Source organism: Ectobacillus sp. OTK, assembly GCF_059698935.1.
Map to the genome: position 1 here is coordinate 2,302,882 of NZ_AP048547.1, position 25,216 is coordinate 2,328,097.

A 25,216-nucleotide genomic window follows, 5' to 3' on the forward strand; every position below is an offset into this window, starting at 1 on the left:
ACGGAATGTTGGGGAGTGAAGCAGTATGCAAAAAGAGAATGTGATTATTGTGGGCGGAGGTCCATGCGGCTTAGCAGCAGCGATTTCTTTGCAGCACATTGGAATTGATGCATTAGTCATTGAAAAAGGCAATATCGTCAATGCCATTTACCATTATCCAACCCATCAGACTTTTTTCTCAACGAGTGAGAGGCTCGAAATAGGCGGTGTTCCTTTTATAACAGAGAATCGAAAGCCTGTTCGTAATCAGGCGCTTGCTTATTATCGGGAGGTTGTAAAGCGGAAGCAGGTGCGTGTACAGGCTTTCGAGCGGGTTGAGCATGTAGAGAAGCAGGCGGATCATTCATTTGTTATACGTACAACGAAGCAAGACGGAGAGGCAGCAGAGTATTGTTCTCAATATGTTATCATAGCGACAGGCTATTATGACCATCCTAATTATATGAACGTACCAGGTGAGGATTTAGCGAAAGTGTCCCATTATTTTAAGGAGGCTCACCCATACTTTGATCAGGATGTAGCTGTTATTGGCGGTAAAAACTCAAGTGTGGATGCGGCACTTGAACTTGTAAAAGCAGGCGCGCGCGTCACGGTGCTTTATCGAGGCGATGTCTTTTCATCAAGCATTAAGCCTTGGATTTTACCGGAATTCGAGGCTCTCGTTCGCCAGGGAACGATTACGATGGAGTTTCACGCACATGTGAAGAGGATAACAGAGCATACGCTCACATATGAAGTGAACGGTGAAGAGAAAACGATTGCGAACGATTTTGTTTTTGCAATGACGGGATATCATCCTGACCACGGTTTTTTAACGAACATGGGGGTAGGAATCGATAAGGAGACCGGTCGTCCGCTCCATAACCCCGATACGATGGAGACGAATGTGCCAGGTATTTTCATTGCAGGTGTCATCGCGGCAGGAAATAACGCTAACGAAATATTTATTGAGAACGGACGGTTTCACGGGGAAGCCATTGCTGGAGAGATTGCCAAACGGCGGCGGTAGTATAAATCATGCGCACTTGTTCTAAACTGTGAAAAAGGACAAGGTGGGGTATGTTTGAAAAGAGTGGAGCGTTTTATTATCAAACTTGTGATGATACAGTTTCTTCTTCTTTTGTTGGCACAGGTGCTGCTGATGCAGCCGCGCATTGCACCATATTTATCAAAGGTTGTATACTACGAGGGCGTCACAAAGGGAACGGTTACAAAAAGTTTGGAAACAGGAAAGTAGTTTTCATTTGATTCTCTGTACGGTTGTGTTACAATAAATGAAGACTTTCGCGGGAAAAATCACAAAAGCAGGCCAGATTCCTGCTTTTCTCTATTTCTTTTCAGTTGAAACTACGAGGTGTTACTATGAATCAAAAAATCTCTATTGCAATTGACGGGCCAGCAGCTGCAGGTAAAAGTACGGTTGCAAAAATTATCGCAAAAGCCCTTTCCTACGTATATATTGATACAGGAGCAATGTATCGTGCTTTAACATATGCTGCTTTAGATCGTGGCATTGATGTAAATGACGAAGGCTCTGTGATGGACGTGCTCGATGCAATTGAAATTCGCTTCGAGAATCGAGGAGATGGGCAGCATGTACTTTTAAATGGCAATGATGTTACGGATGCGATTCGTTCTCCTGAGGTAACAAATACTGTCTCTATTCCTGCGAAGCACCGTCTTGTTCGGGAAGAGATGGTAAAGAGACAGCGAGCTCTCGGTGAAAACGGCGGTGTTGTGATGGATGGCCGTGATATCGGGACGCACGTCCTGCCGCATGCAGAAGTGAAAGTTTTCCTTTTAGCTTCTGTTGAAGAGCGCGCGCAGCGACGCTATCTAGAAAATACCGAAAAAGGCTTTTCGTCAGATTTAGAAAAGCTGAAGGAAGAAATTGCTCTGCGCGACAAGTTAGATTCTGAGCGGGAGTTTGCACCGCTGCAAAAAGCAGAGGATGCGATTGAATTAGATACAACGTCTTTATCAATTGAACAAGTCGTTGAGAAGATTATGGATATTGTATCTTTGAAATTAGCACAATAAGGAAAGAGCGGGTACCTCTTTCCTTATTTTTATAAGAAGACAATTTACTTGACAAATTCTCAGATTTGTTAGAAGTTAGTAAAAGAAGGTATTTTCTAAATATTTTTCCAACATGCAAATGGAAACTTATTCTTTCCATTTCGTATATACATAAATACGCAATTCATTTTAGTAGGGAGGTATTTCCATGGTTGAAAAGATGAATGAAGAGGTTGTAGAAGCAAAGGCGCTGCAAGTCGGCGATATTGTCACAGCTCAGGTTACAAAAGTCGAAGATAAGCAAGTACTTGTAGATGCAGGCTACAAAACAGAAGGCGTGATTCCAATCAGTGAGCTGGCAAATGTGCACATTGAGAAAGCAAGCGATGTTGTACAGGAAGGCCAAACTCTAGAGCTGCAAGTTATCAAGCTGGAAGATGATGATCTTGTTTTATCGAAGCGCGCTGTTGATGCAGAGCGGGCCTGGAAAGAACTGCAAGAAAAATTCCAAGCGGGTGAAGCATTCGACGTAACGGTAAAGGATATCGTAAACGGCGGTCTTGTTGTAGACCTTGGCGTTCGCGGATTTATCCCAGCGTCCCTTGTAGAAACGCATTATGTAGAAGATTTTACGGATTATAAAGGAAAAACATTAGATGTGAAAATCGTAGAATTAGAGCGGGAGAAAAATCGCGTAATTCTTTCCCACAAAGCAGTAGTAGAGGAAGCGATGGAAGCTAAGAAGAAGGAAGCGCTGCATTTATTAAAAGAAGGGGAAGTGCTAGAAGGAACTGTGCAGCGTCTGACTGATTTTGGAGCATTTGTCAACGTTGGCGGTGTAGATGGATTAGTGCATATCTCGCAAATCTCTCATGATCGTGTTGAAAAGGCATCTGACGTATTAACAGAAGGACAAACCGTTAGAGTAAAGGTATTATCAGTAGATCCAAGCACGCAGCGTGTATCGCTTTCTATTAAAGCTGCTCAGCCTGGTCCTTGGGAAAATGTAGCAAATGAAGTGAAGGTTGGCGATATTTTAGAAGGAAAGGTTAAGCGTCTTGTTAGCTTTGGGGCGTTTGTAGAAGTGCTTCCTTCTATCGAAGGTTTGGTACACGTGTCCCAAATCGCCAATCGCCATGTAAAGAATCCAAGTGAAGCGCTTGAAATTGGACAAATTGTAAAAGTAAAGGTACTTGAAGTGAGTCCGCAAAATAAGCGTATTTCCTTAAGTATTAAAGATGCATCCGCAGAACCGGAAGTGCAGGAGGATTACAGCAAGTACCAACCGACAACAGAATCGTCCACATTCCAATTGGGCGACATTATCGGTGAACAGTTAAAAAAATTACGAAAATAAACGGGTGATGGTTGTGACAAGAGCGCAGCGGAAGATAGATCATATTCAATTTGCGCTTTCTACCGGGCAATCCCGCTCGCATGGCTTTTCGGATGTTTCTTTCGTTCATCAAAGCTTACCGAACACGTCATGTGAACATGTCTCGTTACAGACGAGAATAGGCGAACTTTCCTTAAGTTCGCCTATTTTTATCAATGCCATGACGGGTGGTGGAGGAGCAGAAACGGAGCGCATTAACGAAGGTTTGGCGTTGGCTGCAAAGCATCATGGCTTGGCAATGGCGGTCGGTTCGCAAATGGCAGCCTTACGAGATGAACGGGAGGAGCTTTCTTATAAAATTGTAAGAAAGGCAAATCCGAATGGAATCGTTTTCGCAAATTTAGGAAGCGAAGCAACAGTTGAGCAGGCAAAGCATGCCGTTGAGATGATTGAAGCAAATGCTTTGCAAATTCATTTAAATGCCATTCAAGAGCTGACGATGCCAGAAGGAGATCGTGATTTCACAGGTGCGCTCAGACGCATCGAGAAAATTGTTAAGGAGTGCGCTGTTCCTGTTATTGTAAAAGAGGTTGGCTTTGGTATGAGCAAAGAAACGGTACAAAAGCTGCGAAGCGCAGGTGTAACCATTATTGATGTAGGCGGCTTTGGTGGAACAAATTTTGCCGGTATTGAAAACGAACGGCGCCAGCGTGTTCTATCTTATTTTAATGATTGGGGTATTCCTACTGCAGCATCGTTAGCGGAGGCTGCGAGCGTCGGTGGTGTATCATTAATTGGTTCGGGCGGCTTGCAAACCGCTTTAGATGCAGCAAAGGCTATTGCACTTGGAGCTTCGGCTGTGGCGTTTGCCGGTCAGTTCTTACGTATACTCGCACATCATGGCGTAGAAGCCTTAATACAAGAAATGACCGCGCTGCATGAGGATTTAGTATTTATTATGACAGCGCTTGGGGCAAACACTGTTGAGGAATTACAGCATGTCCCGCTTGTGCTTAGCGGTTATACGCATCATTGGCTGACGGAACGAGGTATTAATACTGCTGTTTACAGCAGAAAAAGCGCGACATAACAAAATGTTATGTCGCGCTTTTTTGATGTCTAGCTCCCGCGGTCTGCTCCTCACCGTAAAATAGTCTTCCTCATGCAAAGGAAAAAGCGGCTTTGAGGGTGAAGAGCACACGGAATACTTCTGTGAATAAACTCCGCCCGAACCACACGTTTTGTGCGCGGGTTGTTTTACTACAGGAGAAAAGCGACCGTGTCCGCTTTTCTTAGTGCTTATTTTGGTCGCGTGCGAGCTCTGGTGTATCCAGACCGGTAGCTCCTGGATATTGCAGGTTTTGGTCACGGTCGGATTGAACGCGGCGTGATTCTCTCATTTTCTTTTCTTGGCGGTCTTTGCCCATCCTCTCCACCTCCTTATTGTAAGTGTTTCTGTTTCGGGATGAACTATGCAATCTCATAAGAAGGATTATTTTTCATAAAAAGCACCTATAATGGAAATGATAGGAGGTAGTAGCGTGGAAGGGCACTATTTTTATTTCTTTTCTTGGCTCGGTTGGATTTTTGTTACATTTTTTATGAAAAAAAGCACAGTGCGTCTCATTAGCGCAGCGGCTATTTTGTTCATGATAGTTATTTCACAAACAGCGGTAACATTTGGGGAATTCCGCATCTGGATAGGAGCGTTTTTCCTGCTGGCTATTGGTATCATAGGTATTAGCGGTTATTCGATTTGGACGAAGCTGTATTATGCTGTATGTTCGACAATAGTAGGAATGGTATATGCAATTGTTCATCTTGTTGAATTGTATGATCCTGTCTGGATTATTATGAACCGTACATGGTTTCTTAGCATATTGCTCGCATATGTATCCTATGTGTTAATTCGTTTGCCGACAGAACGTATTTTTGTGCTTTGTGTTGGTGCTGTACAAGGTGAGATTTTACTCACGGTTGTTTTAGAACCCTATGGCTTCCATAATGAATTTGGATCTATGCTGTTTCTAGATACGGTTGCATGTACTGTTTTTTTACTATGCGTACTGTCTATAGCTTTGAAAGGATTATCGTTTATGGAGCCATTCAAACAAAAACAAGTAAGGGAGAGACAAGGCTAGACTATGAATCATTATACGTTTCCGATTTTACTTGGTATCCTTGTAGGAATCATCACACGTTTAATTATGCTAAAGACCGACACAAGGCAATATCCAACCCGTTTGCATGGCAAAATTGTTCATATCGCGATGGGATTTATTGCAGCCATTTTAGGAGCAGTTGCCATTCCTTCTATTATAAAAAAGGACTTTTCAGCGCTTACGTTTTTAACACTCGCTGCTTCGCAATTTCGCGATGTGCGCAATATGGAACGCAATACCTTACAGCAACTTGACGGCTTTGAGCTTGTTCCGCGCGGCAGCACCTACATAGAAGGAATCGCGCTCGTGTTTGAGAGCCGCAACTATTTGGCGATGATGGCGTCCTTCGTTACAACGTTTGCATATTTTGGCTTTAGGTCTCCTATTGCGGGTATTATTGCAGGTATTATTTCCTTCTTTGCTGCAAAAGCGCTCATGTCTGGAAGCAGGCTGAAGGATATTGTCGAGATTGAACACGTCCCGCTTCGGTTCGAAGGAGCCGGTTTGTACATTGATAATATCTATATTATGAACATCGGTTTACCGGCAAGACAGAAGGAGATTATACAGTATGGTATGGGATTTGTATTAAAGCCAAAGTCAATGGATGCGAATATTACGCTTTCAAACCTTGGACAACGGCAGGCGATTTTGCATGATGTCGCTGTCGGGCTCGGGGTTGTACGTGACTCGGGCACACCGGCCCTTGTGCCGCTTGCGAAGCGTGATTTAAACGACGGTCGAATTGGAGTATTTGTTCTTCCGCAGGAGCAGGATGTGGAAAAAGCGATAAAGGTTATCGGTAATGTTCCAACGCTTGAAAATGCCATTCGCTTGTCTTCTGAAGCGCCAAAAGGAGGGCATGCGTCGTCATGATATTGGAAAAATGTATCCTTGCTGTTATTACGACAGATGCAAGTAAATTTGCAGGCGGAGCACCTTTATTCACATGTAACTCCACAGAGGAAATGGAGTTTGTTGCAACGAACCTAGAGGCTATCCTTGATGGAATTGCGCACAGGTTGCAGGAGAACGTATATATTATTGTGAAACACTTCTAACATATGATATAATGTGTAATGCTTGAAAGATAGGAAATATTGTTGATACCCCCTTCTTGCGCAAAGAGGGGGTTTTTACATACGTACTAGTAAGAGAAAGGATGAAAGTAATATGCCAAAACCAACAGTTGCCATCGTCGGACGTCCGAACGTTGGTAAGTCTACGATTTTTAATCGCATTGTCGGGGAACGGGTTTCGATTGTGGAGGATATTCCAGGTGTAACACGCGATCGCATTTATAGCTCTGGTGAGTGGCTTACGCACGAATTCAATATTATTGATACGGGCGGAATTGATATCGGTGATGAACCGTTTTTATCACAAATTCGTCAGCAGGCGGAAATTGCGATTGATGAAGCGGATGTCATCATTTTTTTAACAAACGGCCGAGACGGTGTTACGTCAGCTGATGAAGAGGTAGCAAAAATTTTATACAGATCTAAAAAGCCCGTTGTACTCGCGGTGAACAAAATTGATAATCCTGAGATGAGAGAGGATATTTATGATTTTTATTCGCTCGGCTTTGGGGAGCCGTTTCCGATTTCCGGCGCGCATGGTCTTGGACTAGGTGACTTACTTGATGAAGTCGCAAAGCATTTTCCGAAATATGAAGGTGAGGATTATGACGAGGGCGTGATCCGTTTCTCTTTAATCGGACGTCCGAACGTTGGAAAATCATCGCTTGTAAATGCTTTGCTCGGTGAAGAACGCGTGATTGTCAGCGATATTGAAGGAACGACGCGAGATGCAATTGATACACCGTATCGAAAAGACGGGCAGGACTATGTAATTATTGATACAGCAGGTATGAGAAAAAAAGGGAAAGTATATGAGAGTACCGAAAAATATAGTGTATTGCGCGCGCTAAAAGCGATAGAGCGTTCTGATGTCGTTCTTGTAGTATTAGACGGCGAGCAAGGTATTATTGAGCAGGATAAAAAAATTGCAGGCTACGCACATCAAGCAGGACGAGCTGTTGTAATCGTTGTAAATAAGTGGGATGCGGTTGAGAAGGATGAGAAAACGATGAAGGAATTCGAAGAAAACATTCGTGCGCATTTTCAATTTTTAGATTACGCGCCGATTGTCTTCTTGTCCGCTAAAACGAAGAAACGTACACATACACTGCTGCCGATGATTCAAGCGGCTAGCGAAAGCCATAATTTACGTGTACAAACGAATATCCTAAATGATATCATCATGGATGCGGTAGCGAGAAATCCGACGCCGATGCATAACGGCAAGCGTTTGAAAATTTATTATACAACGCAAGTAGCGGTAAAGCCGCCAACTTTTGTTGTGTTCGTAAATGATCCAGAATTATTGCATTTTTCCTATGAACGTTTTTTAATTAATCGTATTCGTGATGCATTTAACTTTGTAGGAACACCGATTAAGATTCTGGCAAGAGCTAGAGATTAATGGGAGAGGATGGGATTGTATGGCAGTTATTGCAGTAGCAGGGGCTGGCAGTTGGGGAACGGCTTTGGCGATGGTGCTGGCAGATAATGGTCATGAGGTTCGCCTGTGGGGGCATCGTGAGGAGCTTATGCAGGAGATTAATGAAACTCGTATGAACAGTCGTTATTTACCGGGGATCGAGTTGCCGGACGGAATCTGTGCATATTCTTCCTTAGAGGACGCCTTGCATGGCGCTGAAAATATTTTGCTTGTTGTGCCGACAAAGGCATATCGTGATGTATTACGGCAAATCAAGCCGATGCTGTCCAGTCCTGTAACATTTATTCATGCAAGCAAGGGGATTGAACCGGACTCGTCTAAACGCATTTCTGAGGTGATTGAAGAGGAAATTCCTGCTCATCTCATTGCTTCTGTTGTTGTTCTCTCTGGTCCGAGCCATGCAGAAGAGGTCGGATTACGTCATCCGACTACTGTTACGTCAGCATCTAAGCATATGGAAGCAGCAGAGACTGTGCAGGATCTATTTATGAACAGCTATTTTCGTGTATATACGAATCCGGATATTATCGGCGTAGAACTTGGCGGAGCACTGAAGAATATTATCGCGTTGGCTGCAGGTATTACGGATGGTTTGGGACTTGGGGATAATGCAAAAGCAGCACTTATGACACGCGGCTTGACGGAAATTGCCCGTTTGGGAAGAACGATGGGAGCAAACCCATTAACGTTTGCCGGCTTAACTGGTATGGGGGATTTAATCGTTACATGTACAAGTGTACATAGCCGAAACTGGCGGACTGGACATATGCTTGGTAAGGGGCAGTCGCTAGAGGATGTACTGGCGAATATGGGAATGGTTGTAGAAGGAGTACGCACAACAAAAGCAGCCTACCAGCTTGCTGGTAAAATGGATGTGGAAATGCCGATTACAACAGCTCTTCATGAAGTGTTATTTAATGGAAAGGACGTCAAGGAGGCGGTTGAATCGCTTATGGGGCGTGTCCGAAAGCATGAAATGGAAGCTATTCCTGACTTATCATAACGAAGAGAGCTCACTGCTCTCTTTTTTTATGCTTTTTTGAAGTGTAAATCTTTAGATGAGAAGCCATTCGACGTGGTGGGAAAACGCAAGCGAAACTGCGCCTTTGTCTTTGCTAATCAATGAGGTTTTTTATTGGGTGTTTTCACCAATTCTCCGCTCTTGCATACGATAGATTGTAGATTACAGGAGAGGGTGGATTTCATGAACGGCAGCAACAATTTTTTTGATAACATTGAAAAGCAAACAAAAGTAAATAAAGATGATATTTTTAAGCTGGCTGCTTCTGTGCAAAACGCGAATTTAAAGGATGAAAAGGTACTGCGCCAGCTCATTCAGCAAGTCGCTTTGCTTGCTGGGCGTCCAGTATCAAAAGAGAAGGAAGAGCAAATTGTAAAGGCCATCGTAAATAATAACATTCCAACTGATTTAAGCTCTTTAAGTAATTTATTTAAAAATAAATAGCACAACTTTCATAAAAGCGGGAACCATCCGTATTTCATATAGCATATGATACTGTGTATAACGGGAACATGGGTTGGTAATGGGAGATATTTGGTCAACGGAAGCGAGGATGCCCCTCTTTGCTTCCGTTTCTTATTGTGCCTCTTGCAGCGGGGAAGGGACACAGGCTCTTTTCGTATAGATCCTGTATTTTTACTTTTTCTTTGGATACATAATTTGCTAAAATAAAAAAGAGCTATAGTACTAGAGTGTCATTACATAAAGGGGTGTATGTATGTCTGTTGGGTTAATAAAAATGTGGTTTGCGCTTGGGGCAATCGCATTTATGTTTATTTCAGTTACGTTTATTTTACTGAGCCGTTATAAAATCCAGAACAAGATTTTGAAAGGGGTTACAGCCTTTCTTGCGTATGTATTGATGATTGTGTCAGGATTTATTATTTTTATTGTTGTATTTAGCGGTCCGGTAAGTGAATAAAGGACGGGTGTATATGAAAAACAATGCAGTTATAATCATGATGCTATGTGTTGTAAGTGTGCTAACAGGATGCTTGTATCCACAGGAAAAATTACAGCAAAACCAAGTGCCGTATGCTGACCAGCTTGCGGCCGTACAGTCAGCGGTAGACTCCTTTCAGAAGGAAAGCGGAGGCCTGCTTCCGATTAAAACGCGCGATATGAGCACGCCTCTGTATCAAAAGTACCCCATTGAGTTTGCTAAATTAATGCCTCGCTTTATGCAGGAGCCGCCCGGCAATTCGTTTGAAAATGGCGGTATCTATCAGTATGTGCTCATTGATGTGGAAACGAAGCCCACGGTAAAACTTATCGATTTGCGCGTGACTGAAAAGATTCGTGATGTAAAGTTAAAGCTTCAAATGTACCGCGATCAGCATCAATATCCGCCATTTCAAAAGGTCCTTGCAAACGGTGTCTATACACTAGATTACAAAAAGCTAGGGTATGAGGAAGAACCGTATGTTGTGAGTCCATACTCTGGCAAAAACTTGCCTTTAGTGATTGATGGGCAAGGAGAGATTTATGTAGATTACAGTGTGGATTTATATGAAGCGCTGCGGAAGGAGGGAGACAAAGTGCAGCCGGGCAGCGATATTCGTTTTTTGCTGACAAAGGAAGCACCTTTTGTACCGGCGTATTCTCTGCCCTACACCGTAGAGGACAAACAGCCTGTTTTTTTCGTGCAATAAGTCATGAACCCTTCGATTTAGGAATACGTTCTAAAAGAAGGGTTTTTTTACTTCTTCTGACTTCACAACGAAGAAAAAATTTCTTTTAAAATAGTCATACAACTCGGACAACATCATAAGTATGTAATGTCCTAACTACTAGAATGATCGCAATTTCATTTCCAACAACTCTTGGGGAGGGGATCACTTGGAAAAGGTCGATATTTTCAAAGATATTGCCGAGCGTACAGGCGGTGATATTTATCTAGGGGTAGTAGGTGCCGTTCGTACAGGAAAGTCCACTTTCATTAAAAAGTTCATGGAGCTCGTTGTGATTCCGAACATTGAAAGTGAAGGCGATCGTCAAAGAGCGCAAGATGAGCTGCCACAAAGCGCGGCAGGCAGAACAATTATGACAACTGAGCCAAAATTTGTTCCAAATCAAGCGGTGTCCATTCATGTCGAGGAGGGCTTAGCTGTTAATATCCGCCTTGTCGATTGTGTCGGCTATACAGTGCCCGGAGCAAAGGGATATGAGGATGAAAATGGCCCGCGTATGATTAGTACACCATGGTATGAAGAACCAATTCCATTTCATGAGGCGGCAGAGATCGGAACTCGTAAAGTGATTCAGGAGCATTCTACAATCGGTGTTGTTATCACAACAGATGGAACAATTGGTGAGATTCCGCGCCGTGATTATTTGGATGCAGAAGAGCGCGTTGTGAATGAGTTGAAAGAGGTAGGAAAGCCTTTCATCATGATTATTAATACGGTGCAGCCGTATCATCCAGACACTGAACAGCTAAGACAAAGCTTGATTGAACAATATGACATTCCTGTTTTGGCGATGAGTGTAGAAGGAATGAGAGACGGCGATGTTTTCAATGTACTACGCGAGGCGTTATATGAATTCCCTGTACTCGAAGTGAATGTGAACTTGCCGAGCTGGGTTATGGTGCTAAATGAAAACCATTGGCTGCGTCAAAGTTATCAAGAAGCGGTTCAGGAAACAGTCAAGGACATTAAGCGTCTGCGCGATGTGGATCGTGTTGTATCGCAATTTGGCGGATATGATTTTATTGACCACGCGAGCCTTGCTGGTATTGATATGGGGCAAGGAGTGGCAGAAATTGATCTATATGCGCCGGATGAGCTATATGATCAAATTTTGAAGGAAATTGTCGGTGTTGAAATTCGGGGCAAGGATCACTTGTTAAAGCTAATGCTTGATTTTGCCCACGCGAAGACGGAATATGATCAAGTGGCTGATGCCTTACGTATGGTCAAACAAACTGGATATGGCATCGCGGCGCCGGCTTTGGCGGATATGAGCCTCGATGAGCCAGAAATTATTCGTCACGGTTCTCGTTTTGGTGTGAAGCTAAAAGCTGTTGCACCATCCATCCATATGATTAAAGTAGATGTAGAGTCAACCTTTGAGCCGATCATCGGAACAGAGAAGCAAAGTGAAGAGCTGGTTCGTTATTTAATGCAAGACTTTGAGGATGACCCGCTTTCTATTTGGAGCTCTGATATTTTTGGACGTTCACTTAGCTCTATTGTGCGTGAAGGGATTCAGGCGAAGCTGTCCCTCATGCCGGAGAATGCTCGCTACAAGCTTAAAGAAACGCTCGAGCGTATTATCAATGAAGGTTCTGGTGGTCTGATTGCCATTATTTTATAAAACAGGGCTCCTCTTTTGGGAGCCTTTTTCTTTTTTTTGAAATAACATATTTTTGGAGAAAATATGTTGAAATCCCTTTTTCTGTTATAAACCAAATATAATGCAGCTTTCGAAAGAGCGGGTATATCCCAAGATGCAGCAGAATTTGCGTTGATTTCGATTTTTTTCCTGTTTTCTTGGCAACATTTTCTTTAAAAATATTGAATTCTAAGGAAGAATCATATAATATAGGCGTTGATAAAGAATTATCTGCATCTTTGTAGTATAGAACTTGCAGAATTTGCCTACAAATGAAAATAAGACTCACTTTATTAATATTCATACGGTGGTCCCTTTGGGAGGAGGTGAATGGCATGAATAAGACAGATTTAATTAATGCAGTTGCGGAAGCAAGTGAACTTTCAAAGAAGGATGCAACGAAAGCTGTTGATGCTGTTTTCGATTCAATCTTAGATGCATTAAAAAATGGTGATAAGGTACAATTAATCGGATTCGGTAACTTTGAGGTTCGTGAACGTGCTGCTCGCAAAGGGCGCAATCCTCAAACTGGCGATGAGATTGAAATTGCAGCTAGCAAGGTACCTGCTTTTAAACCAGGCAAAGCATTGAAAGACGCAGTACAAGAAGCGTAAAAGAGAAGGTGCCCAGAAGGAAATGGCTGGATAAAGCGAATGCAATACATACAAAGAATCAGCAGTTATAACTTCTAAAAGTGAGCACCTTAATACAAAAAAGAACCTCCTGCTTCGAAAGAAGCAGGAGGTTCTTTTTTTGTTAGAGAAGTAAGAAAATAGAATTTTGAAGAATTGTCTAGCTCCCGCAACTTGTTCCAGCTCGCAATATGGTGCAGCTGTCATAGGGAATGTAGTCTCATTCAAAATGTAATAGCCGCGTAGAAGGAGCAGTTTGTATTGATAGAGGAGATTTCGGATTCACAGTATTGTAAACAGATTATAATTGTAATAAGCAAAACCATTCTTTTTATTTAGATTGGTTAGCTTCTGTTTGTAAAATAATTTTTGTAAGTCTGTAGAGGTTTTTGGCAGCGTGATTTGTACTCTTTTTGCTTTTTTAAACGTTTGTATGCTAGAATGTGTTCATAAATAGGTTTTAGTCTGGGAGGATTTTAGCGGATGGCAAAAGTGAATTTAGAGCAAATTGAGTATGCAGTTCGTCTCATTCTTGAGGCGATTGGCGATGACCCGAATCGTGAAGGTGTATTAGAGACACCGAAGCGCGTTGCCAAGATGTATGCTGAAGTATTTGCAGGCATGCATGAGGACCCAAAGCTGCATTTGCATAAAGTGTTCGGAGAAGAGCATGAAGAGCTCGTTCTCGTGAAAGATATTCCGTTCTTTTCTATGTGTGAGCACCACTTAGTTCCGTTCTATGGGGTAGCCCACGTGGCATATATCCCAAAGGGCGGACGCGTAACAGGATTAAGTAAATTAGCTCGTACAGTGGATACAGTAGCGCGAAGACCACAACTTCAGGAGAGAATTACGTCTACTGTAGCTGACTCTATTTTAGAGGTACTTGACCCGCACGGTGTAATGGTTGTGGTAGAGGCGGAGCATATGTGTATGACGATGCGCGGCGTAAAGAAACCAGGAGCGAAAACGGTGACGTCTGCGGTTCGAGGTATACTGGAAACAGACTCTGCAGCAAGAGCTGAAGTGCTATCCCTTATCAAATCCAACTAATAGAAAAGCAGGAGGCTGCTTTTCTTTTTTTAATAGGAAAACGATATGTATGTGTTATAATAGGTTTTATGGATTATGTTATGTATGGACTTTGAAGGACAAGGGTGATGAGTGTGGATGACATCTATGAATGCATTAAGGAAATAAAAGAACGCTTGGAGGAAAAATTGCGGCATCCTTATGTAATGCGTCACATTGACCTTCCGTTTGTAGATGAAGATAAATTGTTGCTTTTATACTCTCTGTTGCAAAGTGCAAACTTACATATAGACGAGATTCAGCATTATGCCTTAACGATTATGCTTGTACAAATCGCTCTCGATACTCATGAGAACGTTTCAAATAATACGGGATCGGCAGACTCTCATACAAAACGGCAGATAACCGCGTTGGCCGGGGATTATTACAGCGGATTGTATTACTATCTGTTGTCGGAACGACATAATATCGCTTTGATTCGGACATTAGCAGCGGGCATTGAAGAAATCAACGAGGAGAAGATTGTACTGTATCGAGAAGAGGAAAAGACACTAGCGGATGTTGTAGAGAGCGTGTCTATTATTGAATCGGCACTTCTTCAAAAAGCGTGTGATCATTTCCATGTACCGTTATGGAAACCATTTGTTGCGACAGCTGCAGTGCTCAAGCGAATGGAGCGTGAATACGTTATGCATCAAAAGCAGGAGGAGACACCCGTACGTTCCATTTTGTTGCGGATGTTGCCGGGCGAAAAATTGAGTGAAGCATACGAGTCTTGTATCAAAAATGCGAAGAAAGAGCTGTATGAACTGGCGGAAGGTCATGAAAAGCTGATAAGAACCATGAAAATGTTGAATATATAACAGTAGGCTTTTGACAGAAATCCACTGGAAGAAGGGTAGAAAGCATGCAACAATCGAAAGAAGAACGAGTGCACGATGTGTTTGAGAAGATTTATAAACGATATGATGTAATGAACTCCGTGATTAGCTTTCAACGCCACAAAGCATGGCGCCAATATACGATGCAGGTGATGGATGTAAAGCAAGGAGAGGCAGCATTGGATGTTTGCTGCGGAACGTGTGATTGGACGATTGCGCTTGCTAAGGCGGTTGGTAAAGATGGAAAGGTATACGGCCTTGATTTTAGTCAAAACATGCTCTCTATTGGGGAGGAGAAAATTAAGGCGCTTAATTTAGATCAAGTGAAGCTTGTTCATGGAAATGCAATGCAGCTTCCTTTTGAGGACAATACGTTTGATTACGTAACAATTGGCTTTGGATTACGCAACGTTCCGGACTATATGCATGTATTACGGGAGATGACAAGGGTTGTAAAGCCGGGGGGGAAGGTCGTGTGCTTGGAAACATCGCAGCCTACGATGTTCGGTGTACGTCAGCTTTATGTTTTATATTTCCGCTATATCATGCCGATATTAGGGAAAATGCTAGCGAAAAGCTATAAGGAATATTCTTGGCTTCAGGAGTCGGCAAGCACGTTTCCAGGAATGCAGGAATTAGCAAGGATGTTTGAACAGGCAGGATTAGAGCGAGTGCAAGTGAAGCCGTTCACGTTTGGGGTTGCGGCAATGCATTTAGGGTATAAACCAAAGAAGTTTTGAAGTCAAGGTGAACAGGATGAAGTTACAAGTAACGTACTCTTTTTTAAGGTCGGATATTGAAAAAATTGAGCAGGAATTAAAGGCAGTCGTATCGTCCGAACAGGAGCTGCTGCAGGATGCAGCAATGCAGCTGATTCAGGCAGGCGGTAAGCGGATCCGTCCTGTTTTTGTGCTGCTGTCAGGGAAGTTTGGTAATTATCAATTAGATACTATTAAGCATGCAGCAGTTGCTCTTGAGCTGATTCATATGGCTTCTCTCGTTCATGATGATGTGATTGATGCAGCTCTTGTGAGGCGCGGCAGTCCGACGGTAAATGCGAGATGGGGAGACCGCATTGCTATGTATACAGGAGATTATCTGTTTGCCAAGTCGCTTCGTTGTATTACAAATATTGAAATTCCTGAGGTGCATCAGGCTTTATCCAAAGCGATGGTAGAGCTGTGCAAGGGAGAGATTGAGCAAATTCGTGATAAATATAATTTTGATCAGAGCCTGCGCACATATTTAAGACGGATTAAAAGAAAAACAGCCTTGCTCATCGCAGCAAGCTGCGAGCTCGGAGCAATTTCATCAGGAGCGTCCCGCGATACCGTAAAACGCTTGTTTTGGTTCGGTTATTTTGTTGGAATGTCGTATCAGATTATTGATGATATTCTTGATTTTGTGTCGACAGAGGAGAAGCTCGGAAAACCGGCAGGGGGCGATCTCTTGCAAGGAAACATTACACTCCCGGTATTATATGCGATGGAAATTCCTTCTCTCCGCGATCGTATTGTGAAGGTTCATGCAGGAATCGACATGGATGAGATGAAGGGGATTATCGCTTCTATTAAAGATAGCGATGCAATTGAGAAATCCTTTGTATTTAGTGAAAGATATTTGCAAAAAGCATTAGAAGTAATTAAGCCATTGCCGAGAGGGCAGGCGAAAGCAGCACTGCATAATATTGCGAAGTATATTGGAAAAAGAAAGTTTTAAAAATGTATTTTTTTTGAAATAATTAAATTGTATGAGAATTCCTCCATTTCGAAACTGTTGATAAATTAAGAAAGTAATGATACTATGGTCATTGGGATGGTACTATACATAATTGATGTAGAAATGGAGAGAATTTCATGGAAAAAACGTTTTTAATGGTAAAGCCTGACGGTGTGCAGCGCGCATTAATCGGCGATATTGTTGCTCGTTTTGAAAAGAAGGGATATCAGCTTGTCGGCGCGAAGCTTATGCAAGTTTCTAAGGAAACAGCGAGCCAACATTATGCAGAGCATACAGAGCGTCCATTTTTTGGTGAACTTGTAGATTTCATCACATCTGGTCCTGTATTTGCTATGGTTTGGCAAGGTGAAGGTGTCATTGCAACTGCACGTCAAATGATGGGCAAAACAAATCCGAAGGACGCGGCTCCGGGCACGATTCGCGGCGATTTCGGTGTAGCAGTGAACAAAAATATTATTCATGGATCAGACTCTCCTGAAAGTGCTGAACGTGAGATTGCTATCTTCTTCAAAGAAGAGGAGCTTGTTTCCTATACAAAATTACTAAACCAATGGATTTACTAATTGGAATTGAAAACGCTTTAGCGTAAAAAGACAGGGGCTCACTACAACGGGCTCATGTCTTTTTTGTTTGAACTAGTTACGAAAGAGAAGACGATGTGTTATATTGATACATAAATACTGCATAAGGAGGTATCGCCATGCGCTACTTAACAGCGGGAGAGTCACATGGACCGCAACTAACAACAATAATAGAAGGCGTGCCAGCCGGATTGCCGCTACTGGCTGAACACATCAACGAGGAATTAGCACGAAGACAAAAAGGTCACGGTCGTGGAAGAAGGATGCAAATTGAAAAGGATGAAGCACAAATCCTAAGCGGCGTGCGTCACGGCGTGACACTTGGATCACCAATTGCGCTTGCGGTAGAAAACCGTGACTTTAAGCATTGGACAAAGATTATGGGGGCAGCTCCATTAGAGCAAGAAGAAGAAGGTGAAGTGAAACGCCAAATTACAAGACCTCGCCCAGGTCATGCTGATTTAAATGGCGCGATTAAATACGGTCATCGCGATATGAGAAATGTCCTTGAGCGTTCCTCGGCGCGCGAAACGACAGTACGTGTCGCAGCTGGTGCTGTAGCAAAACGTATTTTGGAGGAGCTCGGGGTAAAGGTTGCAGGGCATGTTATTGAAATCGGCGGTATAACAGCTGAAAAGACTTCCTATGCATCTATTGATGAGTTAAAGAAAGTTACAGAAGCATCACCTGTACGCTGCCTAGATGAAGAAGCAGCAGTGAAGATGATGCAGGCGATTGATGATGCGAAGAAAAACGGCGATTCCATCGGTGGTATTGTGGAGGTAGTTGTGGAAGGCATGCCAGTTGGCGTGGGCAGCTACGTACACTATGACCGCAAACTGGATGCGAAGTTGGCGGCAGCAGTCATGAGCATTAATGCTTTTAAAGGCGTGGAAATTGGCATCGGCTTCGAAGCGGCTCATAAGCCTGGAAGTGTTGTACATGATGAGATTACATGGGATGAGCAAGTTGGTTTTTCACGTAAAACAAATAATGCAGGTGGATTAGAAGGCGGAATGACAACGGGGATGCCAATTGTGGTACGTGGTGTGATGAAGCCAATTCCTACTCTGTACAAGCCATTGCAAAGCGTGGATATTGACACGAAAGAGGCATTCCAAGCGAGCATTGAGCGCTCTGATAGCTGCGCGGTTCCTGCGGCTAGTGTAGTTGCGGAAGCAGTTGTTGCTTGGGAGCTTGCGTGTGCCTTAGTGGAGCAATTTGGTCAGGACCGTATTGATTTATTGAAAGAAAACATTGAAAAGCATAAAAGATATGCGAGGGAGTTTTAATGAGACGCGTACATATTGCAACGAAATCGAAGCAATATCCGCTGTATTTAGGACAAAACACCTTGGAAAAGCTGGAGGAAACGATGGCGGCGATGAAGCCGGCCGTCTCCTCTGTGCTTATCATCTCAGACGAAGCGGTTGCTTCTCGTTACTTAGAAGACGTTAAATCGGCAATTCGTTTCGATTTGTCTGTATATTCATTTGTCGTTCCGAGTGGGGAAAAGGAAAAATCCTTTGAAAACTATTACAAGGCCCAAACATGCGCTCTCGAAATCGGACTTGATCGGCATTCTCTTGTAATTGCACTTGGCGGGGGAATGATTGGTGATTTAGCTGGGTTTGTTGCTGCGACGTTTATGCGCGGCATTCGGTTTATCCAAGTACCGACAACCCTGCTTGCTCATGACAGTGCGGTTGGCGGGAAAGTAGCTGTTAATCATCCGCTCGGAAAAAATATGATTGGAGCGTTTCATCAGCCGGAAGCTGTTTTATACAATATTTCATTTTTAGATTCGCTTCCAGTACAGGAATGGCGTTCCGGCTTTGCTGAAATGCTAAAGCATGCGCTCATTTGGGATGCAGAGCTGTATCATTGGCTTTGCAGAGAGGTTCGCACATTGGAAGATCTGCGCGGAGATAAGCTGATTTACGCATTAGAAAAAGCTATCGGCGTAAAGGCCGCGGTCGTTTCGCAGGATGAGACCGAAAAGGGCATGCGAGCTTATTTGAATTTTGGTCATACGCTTGGGCATGCGATTGAAGCTGAGCTAGGATACGGAACGGTGACGCACGGTGATGCCGTAGCCATCGGTATGTTATATGCGATTTTACTGAGCGAACGCGTGTATCATAAGGATTTACAATATGAGTCATTTGTACAAACATTCCGCTCCTACGGCTTCCCTAAGCTTCCGGCTGGCCTATCGACAGAGCGTCTGATTGAACTGATGAAAAAGGATAAAAAAGCTAATAGCGGTGTAATCCGTATGGTACTTATGAAGGAGATTGGCAAAGTAGAAGTTGTACCAGTGTCCGATGAACTCATTGCATCGACAATTGAGGAGTTTATGAATAGGGAGTGGTCACTGTGATGCGTGCGATCCGCGGTGCGACAACGGTTGAGCATAATGAAACAAAGGTCATCTTAGAGGCGACGGAGCGGCTGTTTAGAGAAATGATCGAGAAAAATAATCTTTCTCCTACCGATGTTGTGTCTGTACTTATTTCTGCTACTACGGATATAAATGCGTGTTTTCCGGCAGCAGCCCTGCGTAAAATAGAAGGGTGGATGTATGTGCCTGTTATGTGCATGCAAGAAATCGACGTACCTGGAGCGCTTCAGAAATGCATTCGCATTATGATGACGGCAGAAACGACGCTAACACAGCAAGAAGTTATACACGTATATAAGGAAAAGGCTGTTCAGCTGCGTCCTGATTTACAAAATTGATTGATAGGAAGCGAGGGAGTTTCTATGAACGTAAAACAACAGCTATTATCGTTAAAAGCTTATTCGCCTGGAAGAACGATTGAAGAAGTGAAAAAGCAATATGGATTGGAAACGATCGTAAAGCTTGCATCAAATGAAAATCCATTTGGCTGCTCTCCGAAGGTTGCGGAGGCGTTGGCTGCTCTTTCCTCACAGTTTGCGTTATACCCAGATGGTGCTGCAACAGTATTAAGGCAAAGGGTTGCAGAGCATGTCGGAGTAGAGCGAAATCAATTGTTGTTCGGAAGCGGGTTGGATGAAGTGATTCAAATTGTTAGCCGGGCGCTTTTGGATGCGACAACAAATGTTGTTATGGCATCGCCAACATTTTCGCAATATCGCCACCACGCGGTGATTGAAAATGCGCAAATTCGTGAAGTACCACTGAAAGATGGCACTCATGATTTAGAATCCATGCTTGGACAAGTAGATGAAAATACGCGAATCGTGTGGATTTGTAATCCGAACAATCCGACAGGAACATACGTAAATGAGGCAGATGTTGTCTCCTTTTTAGAGCGCGTACCAAAAACAGCGCTGGTTATTATGGATGAGGCGTACTATGAATACGCAACGGCAGCAGATTACCCGAATACATTGGCGCTCCTTCCTCGCTATGAAAACCTAATGGTGCTGCGCACATTCTCGAAAGCATACGGTATTGCTGCGCTTCGTATGGGTTATGCGGTGGGTCATGCAGACCTCATTCAAAAAATTGAAGTAACAAGACTGCCGTTTAATACATCCACAGTTGCACAGGCAGCGGCTATTGCGGCATTGGACGATAAGGAGTTTTTAGAATATTGTGTGAAAGTAAATGAAGAAGGGCGTCAGCAATATTACAAGTTTTGCGAAGCACATGAAATTCCGTATTATCCATCTCAAGGAAACTTTGTGTTTATGGAGATTGGCAAAACAGGTGACGATGTGTTTGAGTATTTGATGCAAAGAGGCTTTATTGTTCGTTCAGGCGCAGGTCTAGGGCTTGGAAGAGGTGTTCGCGTAACTGTTGGAAAACGAGAAGATAACGAGCAATTGATGCAGTTATTGCTTTCTTTTTTAAACAGCAGCCGTGAGGAGACAGTTTCGTGAAACAGCGCGTTTTGCTTGTCGGTGTCGGTCTCATCGGCGGCTCGGTAGCGCTTGCTATCAAACAGGAGCATGATGTGATCATTATCGGACAGGATGTTAACAAGGAGCATTGCAGGCTCGCAAAATCATTGAATATTATTGATGAAATTACAGATAAGTTTGTGGAGGAAGCAGAGCAGGCAGATTTGATCCTGCTTGCCGCTCCTGTACAAGAAACGGAAAAGCTTCTCGTGCAGCTAGGGCAATGCTCCTTAAAGAAAAATGTGATTGTCACTGACGTAGGAAGTACAAAGAAAAGAATTATGGAGCGTGCGCAAACACTGCATGAGAAGGGAATCACATTTATCGGCGGACATCCGATGGCCGGTTCTCATAAAACCGGTGCTGGAAGTGCAAAGGCTCATCTATTCGAAAATGCCTTTTATATTCTCACTCCGTTTGCAGATACGCAGAATGAGAAAGTTGAGCGATTGAAGGAATGGCTCAAGGGGACGAAAGCGCGATTTTTAACGATGGATGCGATGCAGCACGATATGTTAACGGGTATTGTGAGCCATTTTCCGCATGTAATTGCAGCAAGTCTCGTACGCCAGGTAAAGCAGCATGCTGAGAGGGATGAACTTGTTAACGGACTTGCAGCAGGCGGATTTCGTGATATTACGCGTATTGCGTCCAGCAGCCCGTTTATGTGGCGTGATATTATCACCCATAACAAGGAGAATATTCTCTTGTTCCTCGATGAATGGATGGAGGAAATGCGCCAGGTGCGCAGCATGGTCGAACAAGGAAATGAGGAACAGCTATACGATTATTTCCGCAGCGCAAAGCAATTTCGCGATGCACTTCCGATTCGCTCAAGGGGTGCCATTCCATCCTTTTATGATTTATATGTGGATATACTCGATCGTACAGGTGTCGTCTCGCATGTTACAACCTTGCTGGCTATTAAAAACATAAGCATTACGAATATTAGAATTCTTGAGACGCGTGAGGACGTATACGGCGTACTGCGGCTTAGCTTTCAAACAGAAGCAGACAGGGCAAACGCGAAGCTGTGTCTTGAGCAGCATGGATACGAAACCTATACCACGATGTAGGAGTGACAATGATGACAAAATTGACGAAAGCAGAGCAAGGATTGCGCGGAACGTTACAGGTGCCGGGGGATAAGTCTATTTCCCATCGAGCGGTTATGTTCGGAGCAATTGCAAAAGGAAAGACAACAATTAATGGATTTTTGCCAGGTGAAGATTGCCTAAGCACGATTTCATGCTTTCAAAAACTCGGCGTAACAATTGAACAAAATGGTGATTATGTTGAAGTACATGGAAATGGAATTGATGGTTTGCAGGAGCCGAAGGAAGTACTGGATGTCGGCAACTCAGGTACGACGATTCGCTTAATGATGGGCATTTTGGCAAATACCCCGTTTCATTCCTGCTTAGTAGGAGATAGTTCAATTGGCAAACGTCCAATGAAACGTGTGACAGAGCCCCTAAAGCAGATGGGAGCGCGAATCGATGGAAGAGACGGCGGTCAATTTACGCCAATTAGCATTCGCGGCGGGCAAGTGAAGGGAATGCATTATGATTCTCCTGTTGCAAGTGCGCAGGTAAAATCAGCAGTACTTTTAGCTGGTTTAAAAGGAGAAGGCGTTACCTCTGTAACAGAGCCGTTGCAGTCACGCGATCATACAGAGCGAATGTTGCGCGCTTTTGGCTGCAGTGTACAAACAGAGGGCTGCACTGTCTCCTTACAGGGACAGCAGGAGCTGCAGGCAGTTCATATTGAGGTGCCAGGCGATATTTCCTCAGCTGCGTTTTTCCTAGTAGCGGGTGCGATTGTGCCAAACAGCAAAATTACATTGAAGAAGGTCGGGCTGAATCCGACAAGAACAGGTATTTTAGATGTGTTACAAGCAATGGGTGCATCTATTACCATTGAAAACATCCAGAACGAAGAGTTCGAGCCGTTCGGTGATGTGACAATAGAAACGTCTCAATTACAAGGAACGGAAATTGGTGGGGATGTGATTCCGCGTCTAATCGACGAAATTCCGATTCTTGCTTTGGCAGCAACGCAAGCGCAAGGGGTAACGGTCATTAAAGATGCGGCAGAATTAAAGGTAAAGGAAACAAACCGCATTGATACGGTTGTGCATGAACTGCGCAAAATGGGCGCAAACGTGGAAGCAACAGAAGACGGCATGATTGTATACGGCAAATCAGACCTTTCTGGCGCTGAGGTAAACAGCCACGGCGATCATCGTATCGGCATGATGCTTGCGGTGGCAGCATGCTTGGCTGATGGAGAAACAGTTATCGAAAATAGCGAAGCGGCAGCTGTATCCTATCCAAATTTCTTTGAACAGTTGAACGAATTGAAACAGTAAGAATCTCCCTTTTGGGGGATTCTTTTTTTAGAGAAAGTATAACTTCTGGGTGTTGTCTAGCTCTTGCGGCCTGCTCGAATCTTCAGAATAGCCTCCTTCGCAAAAGGAAAAAAGTGCCTTGTGTGACGGAGAGCACACGGGAAGCTTCAATGAATAAATTTCGCCTGGAGCACGCGTTTGTGCGCGGGTTGTTCTTTCGCAGGAACAAGGTCGGACTGTATCTGCTTTTTTTACGATCTTAAGTTAAAGTGTACGCTGCCAGCTCCCTTTTCTATGGTGTATTGTGTGTGCATACGAGGCAATAATGGCCAACGTCTTTTACAGTTGCTCTATTCTTCTCGATTGTTTATCATAATAAGAATGGGAGTATTGCGGAAAAGGAGTACTATATACGATGAATAAGTTAAATCAGGCTGTTGATTACATAGAACAAGGAAAGATTGAGGAAGGTTTGGAACTGCTCGATGCTTGTGTTCAGGAAGGTACAGATGAAGAAAAATATAATATCGCTCGTTATTATCATACATTAGGCTTTGTAGAACAAGCGCTTAAGGTGACTGAGGAATTACGCATGCGCTATGAAACCGACAGTGAGCTTGCGTTGTTTTTAGCTGAGCTGTATATCGATTTGGACAGAGAAGATGAGGCTATTGAGGTCCTCGATGAAGTTACGGAAGATGATGATTTGTACGTGCAGGCGCTATTAACGCTTGCCGATTTATATCAAATGCAAGGTTTAGAAGAGGTTGCAGAGCAGAAGCTGTTAACCGCACGCCGTTTGATGCCTGATGAACCTGTCGTTGCGTTCGGGTTGGGGGAATTGTATAGCAGCCGTGGCAATTATGCGGAGGCCATTCCCTATTATAGAGAAGTGCTTGCTGAGCATGATGATATGGCTGGAGTCAATATTTCACTTCGATTGGCAGAATGTTTAAGCGCACTCGGACAATGGGAGGAAGCTGTTCTCTATTATGAATCGGGCTTGCAGGAGCAGCGTGATATTCATTCGTTGTTTGGCTATGCATTTACACTTTATCAGGCTGCCTTATATGAAAGAGCGATTGCTGCTTTTTTAGAGGTAAAGCAAGAGGATCCGGAATATGCGTCGCTTTATTTGTATTTGGCGGAGTGCTACGATAAAGAGGGGATGCTTCAGGAAAGCTATGATATGCTGAGAGAGGGATTGAAAACAGATGAATACTCTGCTGACTTGCATGTCCAAGTGGCAGAAGCAGCAGCCAAGCTCGGCAGAATAGATGAAGCACAGATAGAACTTGAACAAGCTGTTGCGATAGATCCGTCTCATCTGCAGGCAGTTTTACAACTTATTCATGTGTTTAAGCAGCAGGAAAAGTATGAAGAAGTAATTGAGGTAGCAGCAGATGCGATGAAATATGGAGAAGATGACCCGCAGCTAATATGGGAGACAGCATACGCAAAAAAACAGCTCGAGCTCTATTCAGATGCATTAAACCATTATCGTGATGCATATACTTCTTTTAAGGATGATTCTTCCTTTTTGGAAGAGTACGGTTACTTTTTGCTGGAGGAAGGGCTTCGTCAAGAAGCGAAGGAAATATTTCAGCGTTTGTTGCAACTAGACCCGACGCAAGTACACATTGAGGAATTACTATATAATTTAGAGGATTTCCAGTAATCAGGAAGGAAACTCGGTCTTGTTTCTTGAA

The 25,216-nt window shown here is 43.5% G+C and carries 29 protein-coding genes; 27 read left to right on the top strand and 2 right to left on the bottom strand.

Annotation, left to right across the window (positions count from 1 at the left end; translation table 11 throughout):
- Nucleotides 1-25: 25 nt before the first annotated feature.
- The 5 genes from AC6HZ4_RS11220 to fni all read left to right on the top strand — a co-directional run bounded on the left by AC6HZ4_RS11220 (nt 26) and on the right by fni (nt 4,445).
- Entirely contained in the window at nt 26-1,009 is a 984-nt protein-coding gene (locus tag AC6HZ4_RS11220) for a YpdA family putative bacillithiol disulfide reductase (protein WP_497495076.1), read from the top strand.
- A 63-nt stretch (nt 1,010-1,072) separates the two neighbouring features.
- On the top strand, nt 1,073-1,237 hold the full coding sequence (locus AC6HZ4_RS11225) for a DUF5359 family protein (RefSeq protein WP_497495670.1): 165 nt from the start codon (nt 1,073-1,075) through the stop codon (nt 1,235-1,237).
- Between the two features lie 125 nt (nt 1,238-1,362).
- Complete coding sequence (gene cmk, locus AC6HZ4_RS11230; RefSeq protein ID WP_497495077.1) at nt 1,363-2,040, top strand: (d)CMP kinase; 678 nt, start codon at nt 1,363-1,365, stop codon at nt 2,038-2,040.
- Nucleotides 2,041-2,227: 187 nt separating this feature from the next.
- Nucleotides 2,228-3,376 carry a 30S ribosomal protein S1 gene (rpsA, locus tag AC6HZ4_RS11235; protein ID WP_497495078.1) on the top strand — a complete coding sequence of 383 codons (1,149 nt, stop codon included), beginning with the start codon at nt 2,228-2,230 and terminating at the stop codon, nt 3,374-3,376.
- 13 nt (nt 3,377-3,389) lie between these two features.
- On the top strand, nt 3,390-4,445 hold the full coding sequence (fni, locus tag AC6HZ4_RS11240; protein WP_497495079.1) for a type 2 isopentenyl-diphosphate Delta-isomerase: 1,056 nt from the start codon (nt 3,390-3,392) through the stop codon (nt 4,443-4,445).
- A gap of 202 nt (nt 4,446-4,647) precedes the next feature.
- Here fni and AC6HZ4_RS11245 read toward each other — a convergent pair whose 3' ends face one another.
- The gene (locus tag AC6HZ4_RS11245; protein ID WP_497495081.1) at nt 4,648-4,782 is read right to left on the bottom strand and encodes a YpzI family protein; all 135 of its coding nucleotides are present in this window, start codon (nt 4,780-4,782) and stop codon (nt 4,648-4,650) included.
- Nucleotides 4,783-4,896: 114 nt separating this feature from the next.
- On the opposite strand from AC6HZ4_RS11245, the gene AC6HZ4_RS11250 reads away from it, so the two are divergent.
- The 9 genes from AC6HZ4_RS11250 (at nt 4,897) to spoIVA (ending at nt 12,379) form a co-directional block, all read left to right on the top strand.
- The gene (locus tag AC6HZ4_RS11250) at nt 4,897-5,496 is read left to right on the top strand and encodes a YphA family membrane protein (RefSeq protein ID WP_497495082.1); all 600 of its coding nucleotides are present in this window, start codon (nt 4,897-4,899) and stop codon (nt 5,494-5,496) included.
- 3 nt (nt 5,497-5,499) lie between these two features.
- Nucleotides 5,500-6,393, top strand: coding sequence for a YIEGIA family protein (locus tag AC6HZ4_RS11255; protein WP_497495084.1), 894 nt, complete (start codon nt 5,500-5,502; stop codon nt 6,391-6,393).
- Nucleotides 6,390-6,578, top strand: a complete 189-nt coding sequence (locus tag AC6HZ4_RS11260) for a capping complex subunit for YIEGIA (RefSeq protein ID WP_497495085.1) — start codon at nt 6,390-6,392, stop codon at nt 6,576-6,578. The genes AC6HZ4_RS11255 and AC6HZ4_RS11260 overlap by 4 nt, the downstream gene beginning before the upstream one ends.
- Before the next feature lie 112 nt (nt 6,579-6,690).
- Nucleotides 6,691-8,001, top strand: coding sequence for a ribosome biogenesis GTPase Der (gene der, locus AC6HZ4_RS11265; RefSeq protein WP_497495086.1), 1,311 nt, complete (start codon nt 6,691-6,693; stop codon nt 7,999-8,001).
- A 19-nt stretch (nt 8,002-8,020) separates the two neighbouring features.
- Nucleotides 8,021-9,043: an NAD(P)H-dependent glycerol-3-phosphate dehydrogenase gene (locus AC6HZ4_RS11270; protein ID WP_497495087.1), complete on the top strand. Its 1,023-nt coding sequence runs from the start codon at nt 8,021-8,023 to the stop codon at nt 9,041-9,043.
- Nucleotides 9,044-9,244: 201 nt separating this feature from the next.
- Entirely contained in the window at nt 9,245-9,505 is a 261-nt protein-coding gene (locus AC6HZ4_RS11275; RefSeq protein WP_497495088.1) for a stage VI sporulation protein F, read from the top strand.
- A gap of 274 nt (nt 9,506-9,779) precedes the next feature.
- Nucleotides 9,780-9,983, top strand: coding sequence for a DUF2768 domain-containing protein (locus AC6HZ4_RS11280; protein ID WP_497495089.1), 204 nt, complete (start codon nt 9,780-9,782; stop codon nt 9,981-9,983).
- Between the two features lie 13 nt (nt 9,984-9,996).
- Complete coding sequence (locus tag AC6HZ4_RS11285) at nt 9,997-10,713, top strand: YphF family lipoprotein (RefSeq protein WP_497495090.1); 717 nt, start codon at nt 9,997-9,999, stop codon at nt 10,711-10,713.
- A 187-nt stretch (nt 10,714-10,900) separates the two neighbouring features.
- The gene (spoIVA, locus tag AC6HZ4_RS11290; protein ID WP_497495091.1) at nt 10,901-12,379 is read left to right on the top strand and encodes a stage IV sporulation protein A; all 1,479 of its coding nucleotides are present in this window, start codon (nt 10,901-10,903) and stop codon (nt 12,377-12,379) included.
- On the opposite strand, the gene AC6HZ4_RS11295 is transcribed toward spoIVA, so the two are convergent.
- A complete protein-coding gene (locus AC6HZ4_RS11295; protein WP_497495092.1) occupies nt 12,369-12,701 on the bottom strand; it encodes a hypothetical protein in 333 nt (110 codons plus the stop codon). The genes spoIVA and AC6HZ4_RS11295 overlap by 11 nt on opposite strands.
- A gap of 31 nt (nt 12,702-12,732) precedes the next feature.
- Between AC6HZ4_RS11295 and AC6HZ4_RS11300 the strand changes: the two genes are divergently transcribed.
- From AC6HZ4_RS11300 to AC6HZ4_RS11360, 13 genes are all read left to right on the top strand, one after another.
- Nucleotides 12,733-13,011: an HU family DNA-binding protein gene (locus AC6HZ4_RS11300; protein ID WP_497495093.1), complete on the top strand. Its 279-nt coding sequence runs from the start codon at nt 12,733-12,735 to the stop codon at nt 13,009-13,011.
- Between the two features lie 501 nt (nt 13,012-13,512).
- On the top strand, nt 13,513-14,082 hold the full coding sequence (gene folE, locus AC6HZ4_RS11305; protein WP_497495094.1) for a GTP cyclohydrolase I FolE: 570 nt from the start codon (nt 13,513-13,515) through the stop codon (nt 14,080-14,082).
- 113 nt (nt 14,083-14,195) lie between these two features.
- Nucleotides 14,196-14,924 carry a heptaprenyl diphosphate synthase component 1 gene (locus AC6HZ4_RS11310; RefSeq protein WP_497495095.1) on the top strand — a complete coding sequence of 243 codons (729 nt, stop codon included), beginning with the start codon at nt 14,196-14,198 and terminating at the stop codon, nt 14,922-14,924.
- Between the two features lie 44 nt (nt 14,925-14,968).
- Nucleotides 14,969-15,682, top strand: coding sequence for a demethylmenaquinone methyltransferase (locus AC6HZ4_RS11315; RefSeq protein ID WP_497495096.1), 714 nt, complete (start codon nt 14,969-14,971; stop codon nt 15,680-15,682).
- A 16-nt stretch (nt 15,683-15,698) separates the two neighbouring features.
- The gene (hepT, locus tag AC6HZ4_RS11320) at nt 15,699-16,661 is read left to right on the top strand and encodes a heptaprenyl diphosphate synthase component II (protein ID WP_497495097.1); all 963 of its coding nucleotides are present in this window, start codon (nt 15,699-15,701) and stop codon (nt 16,659-16,661) included.
- A gap of 137 nt (nt 16,662-16,798) precedes the next feature.
- A complete protein-coding gene (gene ndk / locus AC6HZ4_RS11325) occupies nt 16,799-17,245 on the top strand; it encodes a nucleoside-diphosphate kinase (protein WP_497495098.1) in 447 nt (148 codons plus the stop codon).
- A 137-nt stretch (nt 17,246-17,382) separates the two neighbouring features.
- On the top strand, nt 17,383-18,555 hold the full coding sequence (gene aroC / locus AC6HZ4_RS11330) for a chorismate synthase (protein ID WP_497495099.1): 1,173 nt from the start codon (nt 17,383-17,385) through the stop codon (nt 18,553-18,555).
- Nucleotides 18,555-19,646, top strand: a complete 1,092-nt coding sequence (aroB, locus tag AC6HZ4_RS11335) for a 3-dehydroquinate synthase (protein ID WP_497495100.1) — start codon at nt 18,555-18,557, stop codon at nt 19,644-19,646. The genes aroC and aroB overlap by 1 nt, the downstream gene beginning before the upstream one ends.
- Entirely contained in the window at nt 19,643-20,005 is a 363-nt protein-coding gene (gene aroH, locus AC6HZ4_RS11340) for a chorismate mutase (RefSeq protein ID WP_497495101.1), read from the top strand. The genes aroB and aroH overlap by 4 nt, the downstream gene beginning before the upstream one ends.
- Before the next feature lie 24 nt (nt 20,006-20,029).
- A complete protein-coding gene (hisC, locus tag AC6HZ4_RS11345) occupies nt 20,030-21,136 on the top strand; it encodes a histidinol-phosphate transaminase (RefSeq protein WP_497495103.1) in 1,107 nt (368 codons plus the stop codon).
- On the top strand, nt 21,133-22,233 hold the full coding sequence (locus AC6HZ4_RS11350; RefSeq protein WP_497495104.1) for a prephenate dehydrogenase: 1,101 nt from the start codon (nt 21,133-21,135) through the stop codon (nt 22,231-22,233). Before hisC ends, AC6HZ4_RS11350 begins: the two co-directional genes overlap by 4 nt.
- 8 nt (nt 22,234-22,241) lie before the next feature.
- A complete protein-coding gene (gene aroA / locus AC6HZ4_RS11355; protein WP_497495105.1) occupies nt 22,242-23,528 on the top strand; it encodes a 3-phosphoshikimate 1-carboxyvinyltransferase in 1,287 nt (428 codons plus the stop codon).
- A 394-nt stretch (nt 23,529-23,922) separates the two neighbouring features.
- On the top strand, nt 23,923-25,185 hold the full coding sequence (locus AC6HZ4_RS11360) for a tetratricopeptide repeat protein (protein ID WP_497495106.1): 1,263 nt from the start codon (nt 23,923-23,925) through the stop codon (nt 25,183-25,185).
- Nucleotides 25,186-25,216: the final 31 nt, after the last annotated feature.